Source organism: Paenibacillus sp. GCM10027630 (assembly GCF_042676305.1).
GTDB lineage: Bacteria > Bacillota > Bacilli > Paenibacillales > NBRC-103111 > Paenibacillus_S.
This window is the reverse complement of record NZ_JBHTGY010000026.1, coordinates 135,100-153,860: the sequence shown is the minus strand read 5'-3', so window position 1 is coordinate 153,860 and position 18,761 is coordinate 135,100. Positions and strand designations below refer to the sequence as shown.

At 45.5% G+C, this 18,761-nt stretch carries 14 protein-coding genes; 1 reads left to right on the top strand and 13 read right to left on the bottom strand.

Annotation, left to right across the window (positions count from 1 at the left end):
• Positions 1-79: 79 nt before the first annotated feature.
• From ACFQ0C_RS12405 to ACFQ0C_RS12380, 6 genes are all read right to left on the bottom strand, one after another.
• Positions 80-1,168, bottom strand: a complete 1,089-nt coding sequence (locus ACFQ0C_RS12405) for a GerAB/ArcD/ProY family transporter (protein WP_379367147.1) — start codon at positions 1,166-1,168, stop codon at positions 80-82.
• Positions 1,169-1,206: 38 nt separating this feature from the next.
• Positions 1,207-1,404 carry a hypothetical protein gene (locus ACFQ0C_RS12400; RefSeq protein ID WP_379367145.1) on the bottom strand — a complete coding sequence of 66 codons (198 nt, stop codon included), beginning with the start codon at positions 1,402-1,404 and terminating at the stop codon, positions 1,207-1,209.
• Between the two features lie 11 nt (positions 1,405-1,415).
• Positions 1,416-2,615 (bottom strand): Ger(x)C family spore germination protein, encoded by a 1,200-nt coding sequence (locus ACFQ0C_RS12395; RefSeq protein ID WP_379367143.1) that lies wholly within the window; start codon positions 2,613-2,615, stop codon positions 1,416-1,418.
• Between the two features lie 2 nt (positions 2,616-2,617).
• Positions 2,618-4,195 carry a spore germination protein gene (locus ACFQ0C_RS12390; protein ID WP_379367141.1) on the bottom strand — a complete coding sequence of 526 codons (1,578 nt, stop codon included), beginning with the start codon at positions 4,193-4,195 and terminating at the stop codon, positions 2,618-2,620.
• An 887-nt stretch (positions 4,196-5,082) separates the two neighbouring features.
• Positions 5,083-6,840 (bottom strand): chondroitinase-B domain-containing protein, encoded by a 1,758-nt coding sequence (locus ACFQ0C_RS12385; RefSeq protein WP_379367139.1) that lies wholly within the window; start codon positions 6,838-6,840, stop codon positions 5,083-5,085.
• Between the two features lie 121 nt (positions 6,841-6,961).
• Positions 6,962-7,969, bottom strand: coding sequence for a phosphotransferase enzyme family protein (locus ACFQ0C_RS12380; protein WP_379367137.1), 1,008 nt, complete (start codon positions 7,967-7,969; stop codon positions 6,962-6,964).
• Positions 7,970-8,325: 356 nt separating this feature from the next.
• On the opposite strand from ACFQ0C_RS12380, the gene thrC reads away from it, so the two are divergent.
• Positions 8,326-9,714 carry a threonine synthase gene (gene thrC, locus ACFQ0C_RS12375; protein ID WP_258215951.1) on the top strand — a complete coding sequence of 463 codons (1,389 nt, stop codon included), beginning with the start codon at positions 8,326-8,328 and terminating at the stop codon, positions 9,712-9,714.
• Positions 9,715-9,769: 55 nt separating this feature from the next.
• On the opposite strand, the gene ACFQ0C_RS12370 is transcribed toward thrC, so the two are convergent.
• The 7 genes from ACFQ0C_RS12370 to ACFQ0C_RS12340 all read right to left on the bottom strand — a co-directional run bounded on the left by ACFQ0C_RS12370 (position 9,770) and on the right by ACFQ0C_RS12340 (position 17,943).
• Complete coding sequence (locus ACFQ0C_RS12370; protein WP_379367134.1) at positions 9,770-10,882, bottom strand: FtsW/RodA/SpoVE family cell cycle protein; 1,113 nt, start codon at positions 10,880-10,882, stop codon at positions 9,770-9,772.
• Between the two features lie 157 nt (positions 10,883-11,039).
• Positions 11,040-12,377: a magnesium transporter gene (gene mgtE, locus ACFQ0C_RS12365; RefSeq protein ID WP_379367132.1), complete on the bottom strand. Its 1,338-nt coding sequence runs from the start codon at positions 12,375-12,377 to the stop codon at positions 11,040-11,042.
• Positions 12,378-13,328: 951 nt separating this feature from the next.
• Positions 13,329-13,943, bottom strand: coding sequence for an undecaprenyl-diphosphatase (locus ACFQ0C_RS12360; protein ID WP_379367130.1), 615 nt, complete (start codon positions 13,941-13,943; stop codon positions 13,329-13,331).
• Between the two features lie 79 nt (positions 13,944-14,022).
• Entirely contained in the window at positions 14,023-15,123 is a 1,101-nt protein-coding gene (gene ftsW, locus ACFQ0C_RS12355; protein ID WP_379367128.1) for a putative lipid II flippase FtsW, read from the bottom strand.
• A gap of 80 nt (positions 15,124-15,203) precedes the next feature.
• On the bottom strand, positions 15,204-15,761 hold the full coding sequence (locus ACFQ0C_RS12350; RefSeq protein ID WP_379367126.1) for a hypothetical protein: 558 nt from the start codon (positions 15,759-15,761) through the stop codon (positions 15,204-15,206).
• Between the two features lie 78 nt (positions 15,762-15,839).
• Positions 15,840-17,237, bottom strand: coding sequence for a sensor histidine kinase (locus ACFQ0C_RS12345; RefSeq protein ID WP_379367124.1), 1,398 nt, complete (start codon positions 17,235-17,237; stop codon positions 15,840-15,842).
• Position 17,238: 1 nt separating this feature from the next.
• The gene (locus tag ACFQ0C_RS12340; RefSeq protein ID WP_379367121.1) at positions 17,239-17,943 is read right to left on the bottom strand and encodes a response regulator transcription factor; all 705 of its coding nucleotides are present in this window, start codon (positions 17,941-17,943) and stop codon (positions 17,239-17,241) included.
• Positions 17,944-18,761: the final 818 nt, after the last annotated feature.

Below are 18,761 nucleotides of genomic sequence, written 5' to 3'. Positions count from 1 at the left end.
GAAGCTGGATTCTTGCCCGTTAAGCGAATTCATAATCAATACGGCAGGTCTAATAATCATGAGGGATTGCAGACTTTGTCTAAGAGATATTCGCTCGACGCTTTTTAACCATAGACATCGCCCAATATATTAACGGCAGACATTCTACAAACAGGGCAAAGGTAGGCCAGGAACGTAAAATAAATTCATTGAGCTCAATCGTGTTATTAACCATATTTACGGAAATTCCCAGCATAATCGCACCGAAGGAAAAGGAAAACGGTCTGGTATCTTTAAGCCCCATAAGCTGTGTAGAGATCAATACCGGAATATAGAGCAAAATACTTACTTTAATAAATAAGCTGCCCAACCAGATCGCAACAACGACGGGGTCTAAATTTTCGAGGAAATCGCCAATGCGGATAAAACGGATCATTTCTAATATGGGGTAAGTCATTTGCCCTGACAGATGAGAGCCGAATAATAGAAAACATAAGATAAAGCTTATTTCAATAAAAATAAGACTGATAACCGTCGACCACAGCAGCGAGCGGAATGTTTTCTGTGAATGGGCTATGTATGGAAAAATAAATACTATCATAAACATTTCACCAAACCAGGGAATGAAGGGATAAGAGTTATTGAACAAACTAGCCGCATTCAAATGAGTCAAAAGCGCAATCGAACGTTCATAATTAAGCTCATTGGCAACCATGAAGGGAGTGATTGCACCCACGCCGAATATAACGAAAAAAAAGCCTGCGGCACATCGGAAAATGGTCTCGATTCCTGTCCTTACTGCCATCGTTACGACAAAAGCGAATAACGCGCCAACGACCCATGTCGGTGTGGTCGGCAGATATACCTGCACCATGAAATCTGTAACCTGACGCAGTACAATGCCTGCAAGATGAATAAAAAAGAAACAGGAGCCTATCATCAGGATGACATGAGGCCATCGGCCGACCAGCTCCTTTCCATAATGAACGAGGAACTCACTCGCTCTCTGCTTCGCAAGCACAATCGATATATAGGTAATCAGCAGTCCTCCAGCGGCAGCAACAATCAGAGTCAGCCAGCCTTGATACGCTGCAGTTGAAAAAAGCAAGGACATTAAAAATCCCGTTGCCGTAGAAAAATGAAACAGGATGAATAATATTCCAAGCTCTAGCTGGGATATTCGCTGCATAACGGTTACCTCCCTTACTTCGTAGCTAGCCAATAAAGCTACTTGCCAAACACAAATTCAATCCAACCATTAGGGCTCGGAAAGCTCTTAACAGAGTAGACCAGCATTATATATACATAGGCCACAAGTAAAGAGCAGCCCGCCAGCCAATAGGTCCTTTTCTTCCGTTGGTGATGTCTTAGAAAATTCCATTCCAGCGAAGCTATCACTATAAAAACAATCGTAATAGTAGTCATGGTTAGCCGCCTTAGCGATGAAACTGACGTATGATCGGATTTTTTTCCGTTCCGGTTCTTTTTACATTTACCTTGGCATCCACATTAAACTCAACTTTCTTATATGTGGTCAGCCACTGCTCCTCATGCTCATTCCATACATTGGGATAATTCCAATTCAGAAGCCGGCCGAATCCGAACACATCAGCCCCCATATTTTGAGATTTCCGAATGGCATGCTGAATTCTTCCTTTCAGCTGCCGGGAAAGCATATTTTGTACTTTAAGTATTTGCTCCGGATTTGTTAAATCAATGTTAGATTCAGACGACATGATGTCATCTTCTGCTTCAACGCTAATATCAAATCGGATATTATCCCCTTTGACAACAGGATGTACGGCTGCTTTGGAGCTCAGAATGATAAAGCTGATCATTTTGCCATCCGTCGGAGACTTTAGTGAGATCATCGCATTTCTCATTTTTCCTTTTAACCATAGCCATGCTCTCATTTCCTTAACGTCGAATGTCCCGATCATTTTATCCTTCCTGAAAATAGCCGCTCCATCGGTTCCAACCCAAGTGCTTTTCTTCCCTTTTTCACTCAGCATTTCCGTATCCCCTATAGTTAGCATAGCCGCAGCCGTATCCCCGTCTGTTGCCGCTGACTCCAGAAAATCTTTAATGCTTGTATCCAGCGTCACTTTCCGCTTCGCAAATTCGCGGAGCACTTCTGCAGGAAGCCTTTCAAATACAGGCGTTAAATAGGAGATTTCCCTTGCCGTGTTTGGGGCGACCATGAAATAGCTCTTGGTATGAAAGTTCGGTTCTCGGGCTACGAATTCAAGGATAGGATTGATCCCCGATTCTGCCATCTTCCTCCCGACTACAATAACCCTGCAGTGTCCCCACGAGATTTCCCGGCTTAAGTCCGAGCGAATCAAACGGAGCGCAATGGCTATACTCTCAGCTTTTTTAGTCACTATCGTATATGGATTGCCGCCATCGCCGCCGCTGCTGCCTAGCCCCGTGGATGAGCCTCCTCCTGAAGCAATCCGGTTAGGCAGAGGAAAGCCTACGGACAACTCATAGGCGCCATCCTCTAAACGGTCAACATATATTGCCGTCACGAAAGCCCGATCGTTAATCTCAACTCTGGACCAGCATCCGGTTAAAATCAGCAAACACCACAAGACCAATAAGAGTCCTACACCTGTTGTTCGCTTACGCAGCATCGTTAATCTCCATCATCCTCTGGAATTTGCGGCCTTTTCCGATAGGTTTGCCGCTTATCATCATTGGTTCCATACAGCAGGGGCCTCTTCTTCATCATCCACCATGGAGCCCGAATCAGTACATCCTTCCAATCGCTAAAGACGATTGGCGCAGTAGGTGAAAGATAAGGCGTACCGAATGATCTTAACGAAACCAGATGCACATAAATAAGTAAAATACTAATAATAACCCCATACAAACCGAAGCTTGCGGCTAGAATCATAACCGGGAAACGCAATAGCCGAAAGGTTAGTCCCAGATCAAAATGCGGGATAATAAACGATGCAATTCCCGTAATGGAAACAACTATAACCATAGGCGCAGAAACGATTCCTGCCTGAACTACAGCTTGACCGATTACCAATGCTCCAATAATGGAAATGGTTTGCCCGATAGGCTTGGGAATCCGCAGTCCCGCTTCTCTGAGCGCCTCAAATGTGATTTCCATAATGTAGGCTTCAATAATGGCAGGAAACGGGACATCCTCACGGGCTGATGCAACTGTAATCAATAGATTGGGAGGCAGCATTTCCGGGTGGAACGTGCTAACCGCTATATAAATAGAGGGCAGCAAAAAGGAGATCAATAAAAAGATGTAACGAATCCAACGGATCCAAGTCGCAGCAACAAACCTTTGATAATAATCCTCAGGTGATTGAAGCAGCATGTACAAGGTAACAGGCACAATAAGAGGGATTGGCGTTCCATCTATTAGAATAGCGACTCTGCCTTCTAGCAGCGCGGCGGATACGACATCCGGCCGTTCCGTGTATTGAACCTGAGGAAAGGGAGAGTAAGGGTTATCCTCAATAAACTCCTCGATATAGCTGCTGCCAAGCACCCCGTCAATGTCAATCCGAGATAATCGTTTCTTCACTTCATCGATCAGCTTCTGTTCACATATGCCTTCAATATAACAAATGACAGCAGCCGTTCTGGTATATGAACCGAACTGATAATGCTCTAGCTTAAGGGCGGGATGCTTGATTTTTCTGCGAATCATTGTGATGTTGGTAGAAATATCTTCAACAAAGGCTTCCTTCGGCCCTCGAATTACAGTTTCGTTCTCCGCCTGGGGGATCGCCCTCTTCTCCAGGGCTTTCATCGGAAATAAAATGAGCTGCGGCTCGTTATGAACCAGAAGAACTATTGTGCCTTCAAATAATGAATTTAAAGCAGCCTCCAATTCCAAACTGGTTTCCACGTATGAGACAGGCAGCTGCTTTAAGCCTGCGATTTTCAGCACCAGCTCGGCTCCGGTTACACCCGTTACTTCAAACATAAGCGGCGATAAAACCTGCTCCTGCAGCAGCTTTTGATCGGTAATACCTTCTATATAAATAAATACACAAGGAATATCTCCCGGAAGGCGAACATCATGAAACTTGATGTCCGTGCAATTTTGTAGCTGTTCACGGAACCAAATAACCTTTGAAGCCAGATCATTCCTTACTTCCTTCTCTGAAGAAGAGATGTAAGAAGGCGACGAATTACGAATTAGCCCTTTGCGCTGCTTCTTGAACCATTTGGAAAAGAACATGATTCACCTCTGTAGGCAATTTCTATATAGATTTCCATTAATCGCTACTGATTATGCACTTTTCGGTTAAATCAACCGTATTCCAGCACGTAGTTTCTCTTATAGGGCTTCGAAAAATACATTTCAGCGTCCTTGGTCCTGAATATAGGGTTGAACAAAAGTACCCTCAATTCCATTATGGAATTAAAGGTACTTTTGCACATTCTATGGAATTCATTCACTCACTAGGGCTTACCCTATTGGGACAGCCATTCTTGGGTATTCTCAGCGAAATGCAGATATGAGGTCGCTTTCCAACGCGTGCTAATCGCGGGTTCCGGGTTCTGGGTTCGTTTACAGCATGGCATGACAGCCTCCTGGCGAACCTCACGCAATTACAAGGAAATTGTCACGTTATATTCTCGAAAAATAGCGTCCCAAGCCCTATAACTGGAATTTCTCATGCTAATTTTAAGGATTTTGACTGATATCATCCTTATCGCCTCTATTAGCAGGAGTTTTTCCAGTTAGATTGCTTTCAAACGAAATTCAGGCTGGATTAACGGGAGGATTTCCATCTATAGTCTTTCTTTCGGCAGCCGTCCGAAAATCCTGGTTTCCTTTAGAATGAAAGTAACCTTTAACCATCTGTTCTCGCGCCATCACCAAAGCAACATTAAAGTAAAATTAGAAAGAGTATCCTTACTTTAGCGCTGTAAAGCACTTTCATTCATCAGTGGTGTCGCGTAAGAGGCATCGAAGTCTTATGTGTTAAAGTAAAGCAGCCCGCCCTGGTAGGGCGAGCTGCTCGCTGTACTTGTATAAAAGATCCAAATGATAGAGTTTGGGGCGGGCAATCGAGGGGCGCGTTAAGCATAGAATTACGGATTATTCAGATTACACAATAATTACGGAGTGATTGTGATCAGATTGGCAATTTGCTTGTAGTCGGAATTCCATTCTACCTTCGCAGCCAACGATTCCGCTACCTTCCGAACCGGAACGAATACCGTTCCTTGCTTCACTTGCGCCTCTGCCTCTGGAATGTCCGCTATCTTCAGCACTATCGTCTTTCCTTTGCGGCTTATGGTAATTTCCGAGGATTTAGCATCACCTTTAATCTCCGCGCCCAACGTCTGTTGGATGACGCTGACCGGTACCATTGTGCGCTCTGAGGCTATGAATGGCTCCTTTTCCAAAGCAACCGCTTTGCCGTTCGCTTCCAAGTATATTTTGCCGTATTCGACTCCCTTCAACCATTCAGGCCCAACATCCTTCGGCTTCAAAGGCTCGTTGATTACTGGTGCTTGGGACTCACTGCTCCATGCTTTTATAGCAGGGCTTTGCGGGGTAGTCCGATAAATTCCATCTGCTCCCAGAGCAAGCTTCGGATCCTGTACAGTTATGCCTGCTACCGGATCGATACCGAGCTCAGCGCCATACATGAAATTGCCTTCATACTTAAGCTCGGCGGTATCATCAAGCACCTTGATTAACGGCAACGTACTTTTCCCGCTTGCTGCTACAAGATTATTTGCAAGCACGGCACCTGCTGGCGCCAGTGAATTAGTGGCGCTTTTCTTGTCGCCTACAATAATGTTGTTTTCATTATTAACCAACGTGTTATTGGCGATAGTAACGTTCTTCACTTGGAAATATTTATTCAGATCTGAATTCGGGATGCCATTGGTCATTGTGATGGCTCCCCGAGTTACGTTAGAACCAACAATACCGCTTATGTAATTGTTAGCTATGACATGATCCTCACCGATAACACGAATTGCGCCGGCATTCGTTTTCCCATTAGCGAGGAAGAAGTTATTCTCAATATGCGAGCCATTGCCGTGACGAAGCGTAACGGTAGCCGCATTGTTCAAAAACGTATTGCCGCGGATCACGTTTTTGCCCGATTTCACGGACATCATCTCAATCTCGCCATCGTTATTCTCGAACAGGTTAGCCTCAACCGTAGTGTACGAATCCGTAAGGGAATGCGTACTCGTGCCGATTCGCAGCGTCTCCGCTTCGTTGCTCACAACCTGTCCTTTATCATCTCTCAGAATAGGACGTCCAGCAAAATAGTTATGATCGATCTGATGGTAGTTCTCGCCTACCTTCTCTCTCCATACTACCATAGTTGCGCCAATATTCTTCTTGCCCTTGAAGTAAGAATGATCCACACGGTTATGGTCACCGTATATGCCTACCCATTTGGTATTCGTTTCATTACTTGATGGATTATAATCGATCATCTGAATATTGGTAAGGCGGGAGTGTGAAGCTTCAATGTCACCAACCTTGAATTCTATAACGCCCGAATCATCGATATCTCCCCCGCTTTTAAATACCAAGCCATCGACTGTCAGGTAAGACCCTCCAATATTTAATGTAGAGGAACCGGTCAACCATACTTGACCAGGAGTTTCAGCGCGCAATGTAATAGGCTTATTTTCTTTTCCTTCTCCTGTTACAACAACAGCGGCATCCTTCCAAACGCCGTTCTTCATAACAATCGTGTCGCCAGGCTGCGCTTTCTTCATTGCAGCAGTGATTTCATCCACAGTAGATACTTTAACTTCCGCTGTCTCAGCAGAAGCCCCAGTCGGGGCAGTCGAGAAAGCGATTACAATACATAGCGGTAATAAAGCCCGATTCCATTTTTTCACTATACTATGCCTCCTCATGCAAATGTACTGTAATTATCCTACAAGTCCACTTGAATGAGGTAGCGGTTGTTTTTAGGTGATCTGTTGTTTTTTCCATTTTCGTCCATTCGGGGCTACAAGGCTACAACTGTCCAAACCCTTCTTCAAGATCATGCCAATGGTCGGTCAACCATATCATTTCCTCAGCAAACCTTTTGGGGGGCGTATTATAATCGTCCATGTCGACCTTTAGCCACCAGTGAGCCTCACGGCACCATACAAGCTTCAAGGCTAGCGGCAGCCGACCTCTCGGAAAAAGCCGTTCCTCCCTGTAACCCGCAAGAAAGGCGGCAGCAGGTTCCATACGAAGCTCCCCCTTGTGCAAAGCGCAGGACAGCAGCAACCGTGCAATGTCGATTTCCGGATAGCCGAACTGGACGGTATCGAAATCAACGAAACGAACTTCACAATCTTCGCCGATCAGCATATTATCGACCCATAAGTCCCAATGCGCCCAACCGTGTTCAAGCTCGCTAAACATTGATAAATCCAGGCTCGACAGCAGCATTCCTTGCCTTTTGATAGCGCGGACAGCTTTCTCGTTCTGAGTGCTCTTCTCTAATGCTTTCTCCAGATTGATTCGCCATTTATCTATCATTGTCGTCATTGACGGTGCCCAACTCTCGCCCTCTGCCGGATAGCTTGATAGTATGACATGCATTCGGCCGGCAGCCTTCCCCAGCTTATGCATGGTCTCTGTGTCCACCAAGCCAGCTTGAAGCGGACGGCCCGCAACATGCTGCATGACCACATAGCAATGACCCGATGGGGATTGAAAAATGTACTCTCCATCCCGGCTCCACAATCCGGGACACACACCCGCCTGGTTGTGCAGCACATGCTGAAACGATAGCGAACGTCCAATTTTGGCACGGCGATCGGAATCGGTCAGTTGATACCGCTTAGGGTGGTAACATTTTACGAACAGCTCCCCGGCATTGGTTGTTACAATCCACTTCATATTATGTAAACCTAAGAAATTGGGGACATAACTATAAATTCGCAAGCTGAATAATTCCGCTAAATGGGCGAATACTTCTTCCCTTACCTCAGAATCATCGGTTACGCGGGCTTCCATAAAAATTGACAATGAAGGATCACCTTTTTTCCTATGGATGAATGAACTCGTATGGCCATAAAAGCTTGAGCGCTCACCTCAAAACTTTATAGAACTGATGTTCTATAGTCAAACGCTGTTCCGGTTGATTTAATCCTTTTAGCTAGGACGAAAGCTTCTTACAGGATATGGAATGCTAAGTTTTTCAGAAAATGATTGGCTATGAATTTCTTGCGATTTCTTTCTTTTTCACTGTTTTTCAAATATTGTACTATCCTTCCGATCGATAACTTCTCCAAGATAAATACCGCGTCAAGTTTGGGGTCGACCACTAGCCTCCAAATTTGTTACAATGGAACTAATTCAATTGGACACAAGGAGAGCATACAATGAAATATATCAGCACACGGGGACAGGTAGCCCCTACTGGCTTTATTGACGCAATTTTGATGGGACTTGCCGATGACGGAGGATTGCTTGTACCTGAGCAGCTGCCTCAGCTGTCGGAAGAAACCCTTAAACAATGGCAGCAGCTCTCTTATCAGGAGCTTGCTCTTGAGGTTTTCTCCTTATTTGTAAATAATGAGATTCCGCGGGCGGATCTGAAGAAGCTGGTTGATGATAGCTATTCAACATTCCGGCACGAGGATGTAACGCCAGTGCACCAGATTAATGAAGGTCTGTACGTGTTGGAGCTGTTTCATGGCCCCACATTTGCCTTCAAGGATGTAGCGCTGCAATTTCTAGGCAATCTGTATTCTTACATCTCCCGTAAAAATAATTCCATCATCCATATCCTCGGAGCAACTTCAGGCGACACCGGAGCTTCAGCGATAGAGGGCGTACGCGGCAAAGAAGGAATCCGCATTTGCATTTTACATCCCCACCAGAAGGTGAGTAAGGTGCAGGAGCTTCAAATGACGACAGTCAGTGACACTAATGTGCTTAACCTCTCTGTCGAAGGCACCTTCGATGACTGCCAGCGTATTATTAAAGAATTGTTCGCTGATGTAGACTTCAAGCATCAGTACCATCTGCGCGCCATTAACTCAATCAATATTGCCCGGATTCTCGCACAGACCGTGTACTACTTCTATGCTTACTTCCAGCTGGCCAACAAAGGACAAGCCGAGAAGATCAGCTTCAGCGTACCGACAGGCAACTTCGGCGATATTTTTGCCGGTTACCTGGCTCAGCAAATGGGTCTTCCCATTCACAAGCTCATATTGGCGACGAACGAGAACAACATCCTGGCGCGTTTCGTAAACGAAGGCTTGTATCAACCTGGGGATTTCCGTGGTACGTACAGTCCGTCCATGGACATTCAAGTGGCAAGCAACTTCGAGCGTTACTTGTTCTATCTGTATGGAGGAGACGCGGCTACTGTCACTTCTCTCATGGCACAGTTCAAGGCAGAAGGACGCATCGTCATTCCAGAACAATTGTTGAAGCGTGTGCAAGCTGACTTCTCCGCTTACAGTGTGGATAATGAGGATTGCCTGAACACAATCCAGGAATATCACGAGAAGTATGGCTACCTGCTGGATCCCCATACCGCCTGCGGTGTAGCAGCATCCGACAAGCTTGCAGCTGACGGAGAAGTAACGGTCGCACTTTCGACAGCTCACCCGGCCAAGTTCGACGAGTCTATCCGGCTGCGCAATATTAGCCAGACTTATCCGGAGCAAATTCAAGCTCTGTTCGATAAACCGCAAAACCAAATCGTAGTTGATGGAACCAACGAAGAGATCAAGAAACAGCTATTGACGTTTTTTTAATTAAATAAAAGAACGGCTCTGTTCGCAAGCAATTGCGACGGAGCCGTTCTTTTTTTCAACGTGGATGCAGCTTGACACTCAAAACCAACCCTACCGCCAGCATGTTCGTCAACAGCGAACTGCCTCCATAGCTGACGAAAGGCAGCGCGATCCCCGTCAATGGCATGAGGCCGATATGCATCGCGATATTTTCAAATATTTGCAGCGAAAACATCGAAATTACACCGACAATTAAATACCTGCCTTCTATGTCCTGAGTATCTATGGAAATCCGAACCATCCGGTAAATAAGCAGAAAATAAATCATCAGCAAAACAGCACAGCCTAAAAATCCGAATTCCTCCCCTATCACGACAAATATGGAATCCGCGTAGCTGTACGGTATAAAGCCTCTACGAATAAACAACCCGTTAAGATAGCCCTCTCCGCTTAATTGTCCTGTGCCGATGGCTCGGATGGAATTAACGACATGCCAGCTTCGATCCGGATCAGACAGAGGATCAAGAAACGTTTGAATACGCTGCAGTTGGTGAGGCTTAACAATTGCGGAAAACAGCTCAAAATCGTAGAAATAAAGAAAAACAATTCCTGCAATTGCTGAAGCTGCACCTAAAGTGCCTATGAGAATGTGCTTCCACTGCATGTTTCCAATCCATAATATCCCGATGAAAATGCATAATAATACGATCGAGGTACCCAAATCAGGCTGCTTTAGCACCATGTAAAAGGGAATGCCTACCAAGAGCGCCGCGGGAATCAATTCATGCCATATTCGAATCGGCAGCCCGTCACGGTTTTTCAGCCATTTGGCCAAAGCCATAATAAGGAATAGCTTCATGATCTCCGATGGTTGAAATACCATCCCGCCTAATGAAAGCCAGCGCTGAGCACCGTTAATTTGCATACCTTTAAAGGAAACGAGAAGCAGCAGTAAAATACCTAAGCCATATAAAATATAAGAAAATCGGTGGATGATAACACGATAATCCAATAAGCTCAATCCGATCATGGGAATAAACAAAACTCCGAATGTGATGAGATTGTTTTTATACAGGCCTTCATAACTGGTTTCAAAGGTTGCGCTGTAAATGACAACGGTGCTGAGTACTAAAAAAATGCTTAAAATGAACAGAATCGGCATATCCAGTTGTTTGAGCTTACTAAGCAATATATTCAACTCCGCTCTAACGCGTTTATTTCAAGAAATATTTTTGGCAAAATAAAACTCCCCACGGGTGTAAGCCAAGGAGAGTTGTTGAGGCCGACACAGCAAGCTACAGTCCAAGATCTACAGCTCGGAAACTATAGTCGGCTTGCATATAACACTATAAATGAAGTAATACTTTGGCGATCGTGAAATAAATAATAAGTCCGGTACCATCCACCAATGTGGTGATAAAAGGCCCAGAGATAACTGCAGGGTCCGCTTTCAGCTTGTGCAGGATTAAAGGTAGGACTGCTGCGACAAAGGACGCCCAAATGACGATGGCCATAGCTGTTATGCCGACAACAAGTCCAATATTCGATTCAACCCCAAGAATCAAGGCTCGAATATAGGCTATCAATGAAATTGTGGCCCCTGTCATGAGGCCCGTCGAAACTTCTTTTCGGATAACCTTGAAAATATCGCTGAACTTCACTTCGCCGACAGCAAGCGCCCGTACGAGCGTAGATACGGTTTGGGTTCCTGTGTTTCCTCCGGTACCGATCAGCAATGGAATGAAGAACGATAGTGCTATGACCTCGGACAACGTCTCTTCATAGTGCCTTAGCACAGTCCCCGTATACGTTTCTGCCACAAATAAAATCAATAGCCAAATAATTCGTTTCCTGTATAGATGAAACACAGAGGATTTGAAATAAGTGTCCGTTAACGGTTGGCTGCCGCCCAGCTTTTGAATATCCTCCGTTGCTTCCTCCTGCATGACATCAATCAGGTCATCAACTGTAATTACACCAATTAATCGTTTTTTCGCATCGATTACAGGGAGGGCAACCAAATCGTATCGGAATAAAAGCTCCGCTGCTTCCTCCTGCTCCATAGACGCTGGTACTGAAATTACATCCCCGGTTACAATTTCCGATATTTCCGTTTTGGGCTCCGCCAAAATAATATTTTTCAACGAAACTACACCTACAAGCTCACCTTTATTTCCGGTGACATAGACATAGGACGTGATTTCGGCCTCATGCCCGATTTTTCGGATATGCTGCAACGTTCTCTCAATAGTCCACGTGCAGCGTGCTGCGATGTAATCGATGGTTGCCAAGCTGCCTGCCGTATGTTCCGGAAAGGTCATTAACGTCTGAAGCTTTCGCCGGTAAGTCTCCGGAAGAAGCTCCAGCAACCTGTCCGCCTGATGGCGATGCAAAGCCAACATCATGTCGACAACCACATCGCTAGACATTTCATTCAATACCAGCGATGTTTGGGTCTCCTCCAGTTGATTCAATATTCGATATTGCAGCACAGGCTCCAAATATTCCAATATCGGAGCAGACCGATCTGGGGGCAATAATCCTAAAAGCTGAAGCTGTTCCATCGGTTCGAGTCTTTCTACACAGTTGGCCAAATCATACGGCTGGAACGTTTCAACATAGGCTATCAGTGAAGCCATATCAGATTGAGCCAGTATATGTTTCATTTCATTAATAGGGATCATTCGGGTCTACTCCCTCGTGATAGAATGATGCATTATGAAATAATTGGAAGTGCGCTCAACTGCTTTCCCTAAATGTCCAGCACGCCACAATTGTCTGATCTGTTGGTAAGTATTACGATATATAAGAGCGAATAGTAGAGATGAGCATGCTTTCCAACGTGTGCTAATCGCGGGTATAGGGATTCGGGGTTAGGTTTACAGCATGGCATGGCAGCCTATTGAACCCCACGCACGCAATTATCAGGAAATTGTCACGTTATTTTCCCCAAAACATAGCCTTCCTAGCCCAATAACTGGAATTTCTCCTGCTAATTCTAAGGATTTTGGCAGATATCATCCCTATTACCTAGATTAGCAGGAGTTTTTCCAGTTAGATTGCTTTCAAACGATATCCAGGCTGGATTAACGGGAGTATTTCCATCTAACGGTTTTCTTTCGGCAGACGTAACAGTAATCCTGTATGTCCTTTACAAAGAAAGCAACCTTCGAACATCCGTTCACGATCCATGACTTACGCAACATTAGACAGGGTATTTCCACTTTATTGCTATAAGCACTTAAACTTTCTGTATAAAAAAAGCTTCGGTTCGAAGACCCTTCGATGATGATACATTCGTGGCTAAGCTGTAGCTTTTCTTGCAATATCCGACTTGTTCAGCTTCGCTTAAAAATTATTAAGTCTGATATTATAAGAAAGCTTCGGTTCGAAGACCCCTCGATGATGATACATTCGTGGCTTAGCTGTAGCTTTTCTTGCAATATCAGACTTGTTCAGCTTCGCTGAAAACTTATCAAGTCTGATATTATAAGAAAGCTTCGGTTCGAAGACCTTTCGATGAAGCTGCATTCGTGGCTTAGCTGTAGCTTTTCTTGCAATATCAGACTTGTTCAGCTTCACTGAAAACTTATCAAGTCTGATATTATAAGAAAACCTCTAGTAGAAGCGCCGCCTTATTTGGTTAGCTGCCGCGGGCTCTTGCCTATGCGTGTAAGTATCCGCTGTTCGATCCGTTCATACAAGCGAACAATCGAGAGCAGCATATGCTGGGCCCAAGCCCATTTGCTTACAACAATACGAATGACAATCGCGCACAAAATGCCATTGATCATGCCGCCCACTATATCCAGCGGGTAGTGGACTCCGACCCATACTCTGGAGAACGACACACAGCATGCTAACAGGAACAAAACCCATCCTATAGGCTTGCGGTACAGCAGAAGAACTGCCGCGATAACGAATGTGCCGGTTGCATGATTGCTCGGAAAAGAAGCCGTAGCATGATGAGCAATCAATTGGATAACATCATGTGCGACAAACGGACGTTCCCGGAAAAAGAAAATGCCGCATAATTTGCTGACGCCAAACGCTGCGCCGGATGCCACGATCGTTTCCAGAACCATCAGTCGATTTCGCTCCGAACGAGTTAATCCATACATCAGCAAGCAGAGAACGAATAGATAGACGGCCTGCTCCGCAAAAAAACGCATCAGCAGGTAGATGAAGCTGTCTTTACCGGCTGTTAGATTGATAAATTGAAATATTCGATAGTCGATTTCCGTTAACATTAACTTGCGCTCCTTCACCCATGTTTAAGTAGATTATTTTTTATGCTGGGCTAGACTAATCCCATGATGCCAGCTGATGTCATTGCCTTTGGTCCCGGGAAATGCTTAATAACATACCGGTGCTGGCCATGCAAAGAATTAATGAAGAACCGCCATAGCTTATAAAAGGAAGAGGCACGCCCGTAATAGGCAAGCTGCCGGTAACGGCCCCAAGATTAAGCAGAGCTTGGATGGAGATCATCGCAACGATGCCCATCGCGAGCAGAACGCCAAATAGCTCATGACATCGGACTGCTGCCAAGCATCCCCGCCATATAAAGAGAATAAAGACCAGGATAAACAGCCCGCATCCTACAAATCCCCATTCCTCACCAATCACGGCAAAAATAAAATCCGTATGCGCCTCCGGTAAATATAAAAATTTCTGCACACTTCCTCCGAGCCCTGCGCCCGTAAGCCCGCCATGTCCCAAGGCATAGAGCGACTGTACCAGCTGATAGCCGGAATCGGAAGGATTATCGAAAGGATTCATATACGAGGTGATCCGTTTCAATCGATAGCTTTTGCTGACAGCCAAATAAATGAACAGCGGAACTAGCCCCAAACCGAGCATGAACAGGTGGCGCCAATTAAAACCGCCAATCAATATAATCGTTCCTACTATAAATAGCAGGATCAGTACGGTACCAAAATCCGGCTGCAGCATGATCAGCAGGAAGATGAGCCCGACTACGATCAGAATGGGCAGCAAGCCTCTCTTGAACAGACGGGTCTTGTCGCCTTTCTTGCTAATGAGCGCGGACAAGTAGATAATGATCGATAGTTTCGTGAATTCAGCCGGTTGGAGAGTGAGGCCGCTCACCATAAACCATCTCCTCGCTCCGTTGACGGATGTTCCGACAATTAATACGAGGATGAGCAGCAGCAGCGAAATTAGCAACAGGTAAGGCGCGGTTTTTTGCCAGAACGGATAGGGTATGCCTATAAACAAAAACATGGAAGCTAATCCAATGATTGCAAATAGGCTTTGCTTATAAACGTAATACGAAGGTATGTTGTATTTATATATAGCCAAAGGCGAGCTGGCGCTAAAGATCATGACTAGACCAAAGCCGACTAGCAGCACCGTAACGATAAGCAATAAAAAATCCAATTGCCCTCTTTTGCCATTGCCATTCATATTTGTGAAGTACCTCCTGAAAGCAGCGTCACAGAATGGCTTGGGCGCTCTACTGCCGGTCCTCTCTTAGGCTGATCCTGCTAGTTACCCGCTTGACCCGGGATTATTTCCAATTGGAGAGGATTATCGTACCCTTGTTTGCCCCATAGCTTTAATGCGTTATTTTTCCATTCATAGATGTCCATTCCAGTGCCTCCTGCTCCCAGAGACCATCCCAGCATAATTTCGGAAGTACCGTCCCCATTAAGATCAGCCAGACGAACATAATCGACTCCGTAACCAAGACCTTTGGCGTCGCCAACGATCCTCCATACCGCATTCTGCTGCTTCAACAGCGAAGCTTTAATCATTTTTTCGTCAAGCGAGCTTTCCTCATACACGATCACAGCTTCATCGACCCCGTCACCGTCCACGTCTCCGAATGAAGCGACTTGGTTCTCATCGCCATGGTTTGGAGTAAGCAAACGCGCTCCATCAGGGAGCAAGGCTAGAAGAGTGGCGCGTAAATTGCCCTTCGGGAAGCTTCCTTCCGAGGAGGGGGGCTTGATCAAATCGATAGGAGTAGCTGGCATACCGCACCCGGTTGTTATCCATAACACCGTTAAGATCATTCCTACCCTGAGCGGTTTGCTGATCATTCGTTTCGCCTCTCTTGTCACGATCCTGATTTTATTTTATAAGGTTAAGAAGTAGAAAGGGTTATGAAAAAGTTAAATTTAGCTCCAAGACTCATATGGCAAACTAATTTCGACTGTTGTTCCCTTTCCAACACGGCTGTCTATTCTCAATTGCCCGCCATGCAGCTTAATAATTTGCTCAGATATAGACAGACCAATACCGCTTCCCGCAGTATGGCTGCTTCCCTTGTAAAACTTTTGGAAAACATGCTCCAAATCCTGCTCCGCAATACCTGATCCTGTATCCTCGACGGTTATAATGATCTGCTCATGAGTCGGGCGGGCATGGATCTTGATAGCTCCTCCGGGTTCAGTAAATTTAAGCGAGTTATCGACCAAATTAATGAATACCTGCTTCAATCGGTTTTCATCAGCTTGAAGGAGAGGGAGGGGCGCATCTGAACTCACTTTCAGAGAAATGCCCTGACGTGCAGCTCTGGGAGCTAATTGCTTGCCGATATGTTGAAGCAGCTCCCCAATCTGAAGTGGGGCACAGCTTAGCATCAATCGCCCATTATCCATTTTGGAAAAATCAAGCAGCTCATCCACAAGCCGTGTCAGCCTGTCGCTTTCGGCCTCGATGATATCCAGCCCTTCAATGAGATCGACCTTTCCGTCCTCGGAGCTTGATTTCAGCGTTATCGTCCAGCCTTTAATAGAAGTCAGCGGGGTTCTAAGCTCGTGGGAGACCGATGAAATAAAATCATTTTTAAGTCGCTCGTTGCGCCGGATTGTAGCGGCCATCATTGTTAAAATATCAGCTAATGTCCCAAGCTCGTCCTGATACCGTTTCCTTGCGGTCACTGTAAAGTCGCCTTCCGCCATCTTTTCGGCCGCCAGCTTAAGCTCCCTGATCGGGCCTGTAATTGTTCTTGAAACAACGATGCCGAGAACGGCGACGATTACTACAACAACAAGGCCCACAGCGATGAAAATGGCCGAAATTTGATTGATGGTTGTGTTCGTATCCGTTAAAGAGGTAATGAAACGGACAATCCCTACAATAGTTTGGTCTGCCTTCAGCGGATAAGATACAGCCAGAATGGCTTCATGCGTGCGGGGATCATACCCTCTCCAGGAGCCTGTATTGCCGCTGAATGCTTCCTGCACATCCTGATAATCGGCTGCATGCGCATCCATGCGCTTTCCTGAAGAGTCTTGAAGAATCTCCCCGGATGTACCGATAATCTGGACTTGCGCGGTGGAATGCTGCGAAAATCCTTTTAATAACCTTTCCGACTGCTTCTCCAAATCCTCGTCTGCAAAATATTGATTAAAAAAAGTAGCGGACAGCTCCGCCTGATTCATCATAATCCGTTCTATATTGTGATAATAATAGTACCTGACGAAAAAGATAAGAAACAATTCCAAGATCAACACCGTGATCAAAATAACTATAAGGTAGCTGCCGACTAATCTTTTTTGGATTCCAAGCAATTCAATCGTCCTTTCTCCAACGGTATCCCAGGCCCCAGACGGTTTCGATCAGCAGCGGGTTGGAGCTGTCGTCTTCAAGCTTCTCCCTTAGTTTGCGGACATGGACATCCACCGTTTTAGTATCGCCAACGAAATCCTCACCCCACACAAGGTTTAGCAATTCATTCCTCGATAACGCCTGATCCGGGTTTTCTACAAATACTTTGACCAGCTGGTATTCCTTGGGTGTTACTTCTATTAAACAGTCATGTTTAAACAATTTATTCGAATCCAGATCTATACGGATCGGACCGGATTGAAGCACCTTTCTTTGCCGTTTCTCCACATGCTGAGTGCGACGCAGCACCGTCCGGATTCGGGCTACAAGCTCCAAAGGATTAAACGGCTTTACGATATAATCGTCGGCTCCAAGCCCCAGACCTTTTATTTTATCCATATCCTGGCCTCGTGCCGTTACAATAATAATGACAATGTCGGGATCGCTTTCCCTGAGCTTCCTGCAAATTTCAAATCCGTCCATATCCGGAAGCATGAGATCAAGTACGATAACATCAGGCCGGTTTAAGTCGATAATGCACAAAGCCTCTCTGCCCAAAGCAGCCTCAGAGACTTTAAATCCGTTTCTTTCCAAATTAATAGTTACAAAACGTCTTATGTTGTCGTCATCTTCAATGATAAGTACTTCGTTACGATATACCGTTTCCATAGCAGCCTCCTTAAACCTGGCGAATCCGCCTCATCGTGATAGTACCACATGCAGCGCTGCAGCGCATAAAAAGCCGCATATCCATGCCAGGTACTATTTTCCATCGGGATGCTATTATAAGAAAAAAACCGTCAGAAATTCACGGTCCTTTTATGTGCAAACTCATACGTGTGTGCGCGGGGAGGGATGAGTGTGGGATTCCGGCCGCTGTTGAAGCTCGTGTTCCTTCGAATTGTAGGCTTGCAGCGGTGGGAATACGATCTTCAAAGGTAGATTGCATACCCGAGCAGTCACGGGAGGTGACGACCAGGGCGGGCGCTGTCGCTCCTCCACCCCACACCCATACCCTCTTTTATTCTACTTTGTGTTTTGCGTTACTTCCTTGCTTCCTATCCGCTCTTCGATCCGGTATTCATAGCCATACTCCCTGTTGTAGTATTCCATATGTACCTTCAAAGTTGGCGCGTTTTGGCGTTGCATGGTGGTAGGTCGGTCGAATCCTACGATGGCGTGTCTTCATCTCCTATAACGCTGCCAATCACTCGCTTAGAAGGATAAAGGGAAGTGAGGTGCGCTATTTCCTTGTTTTAACGCTATTATTCAAGTGAAACGGAACTAAGATCTCTTATTTGTTGTAAATAGGTCATTTCAGTCTATTAAAAGTCGCAATAACGCATCGTAGTTCCGCTACATCATGAAATAGGATGGGCTTTCAAAAAATAAAGGATCGACGTTCCGTAAATCAACGGAATTCATGTTAGAATGGATCCAAAGACATAGCATACGAAAGAAGAAAATGTTCATACTGCCCCCCCTCC

What these genes read in the sequence shown, in the direction of transcription:
- ACFQ0C_RS12405 (WP_379367147.1), bottom strand. Translation starts at nt 1,168, where the DNA reads ATGCAGCGAATATCCCAGCTAGAGCTTGGAATATTATTCATCCTGTTT.
- ACFQ0C_RS12400 (WP_379367145.1), bottom strand. Translation starts at nt 1,404, where the DNA reads ATGACTACTATTACGATTGTTTTTATAGTGATAGCTTCGCTGGAATGG.
- ACFQ0C_RS12395 (WP_379367143.1), bottom strand. Translation starts at nt 2,615, where the DNA reads ATGCTGCGTAAGCGAACAACAGGTGTAGGACTCTTATTGGTCTTGTGG.
- ACFQ0C_RS12390 (WP_379367141.1), bottom strand. Translation starts at nt 4,195, where the DNA reads ATGTTCTTTTCCAAATGGTTCAAGAAGCAGCGCAAAGGGCTAATTCGT.
- thrC (WP_258215951.1), top strand. Translation starts at nt 8,326, where the DNA reads ATGAAATATATCAGCACACGGGGACAGGTAGCCCCTACTGGCTTTATT.
- mgtE (WP_379367132.1), bottom strand. Translation starts at nt 12,377, where the DNA reads ATGATCCCTATTAATGAAATGAAACATATACTGGCTCAATCTGATATG.
- ACFQ0C_RS12360 (WP_379367130.1), bottom strand. Translation starts at nt 13,943, where the DNA reads ATGTTAACGGAAATCGACTATCGAATATTTCAATTTATCAATCTAACA.
- ftsW (WP_379367128.1), bottom strand. Translation starts at nt 15,123, where the DNA reads ATGAATGGCAATGGCAAAAGAGGGCAATTGGATTTTTTATTGCTTATC.
- ACFQ0C_RS12350 (WP_379367126.1), bottom strand. Translation starts at nt 15,761, where the DNA reads ATGATCAGCAAACCGCTCAGGGTAGGAATGATCTTAACGGTGTTATGG.
- ACFQ0C_RS12340 (WP_379367121.1), bottom strand. Translation starts at nt 17,943, where the DNA reads ATGGAAACGGTATATCGTAACGAAGTACTTATCATTGAAGATGACGAC.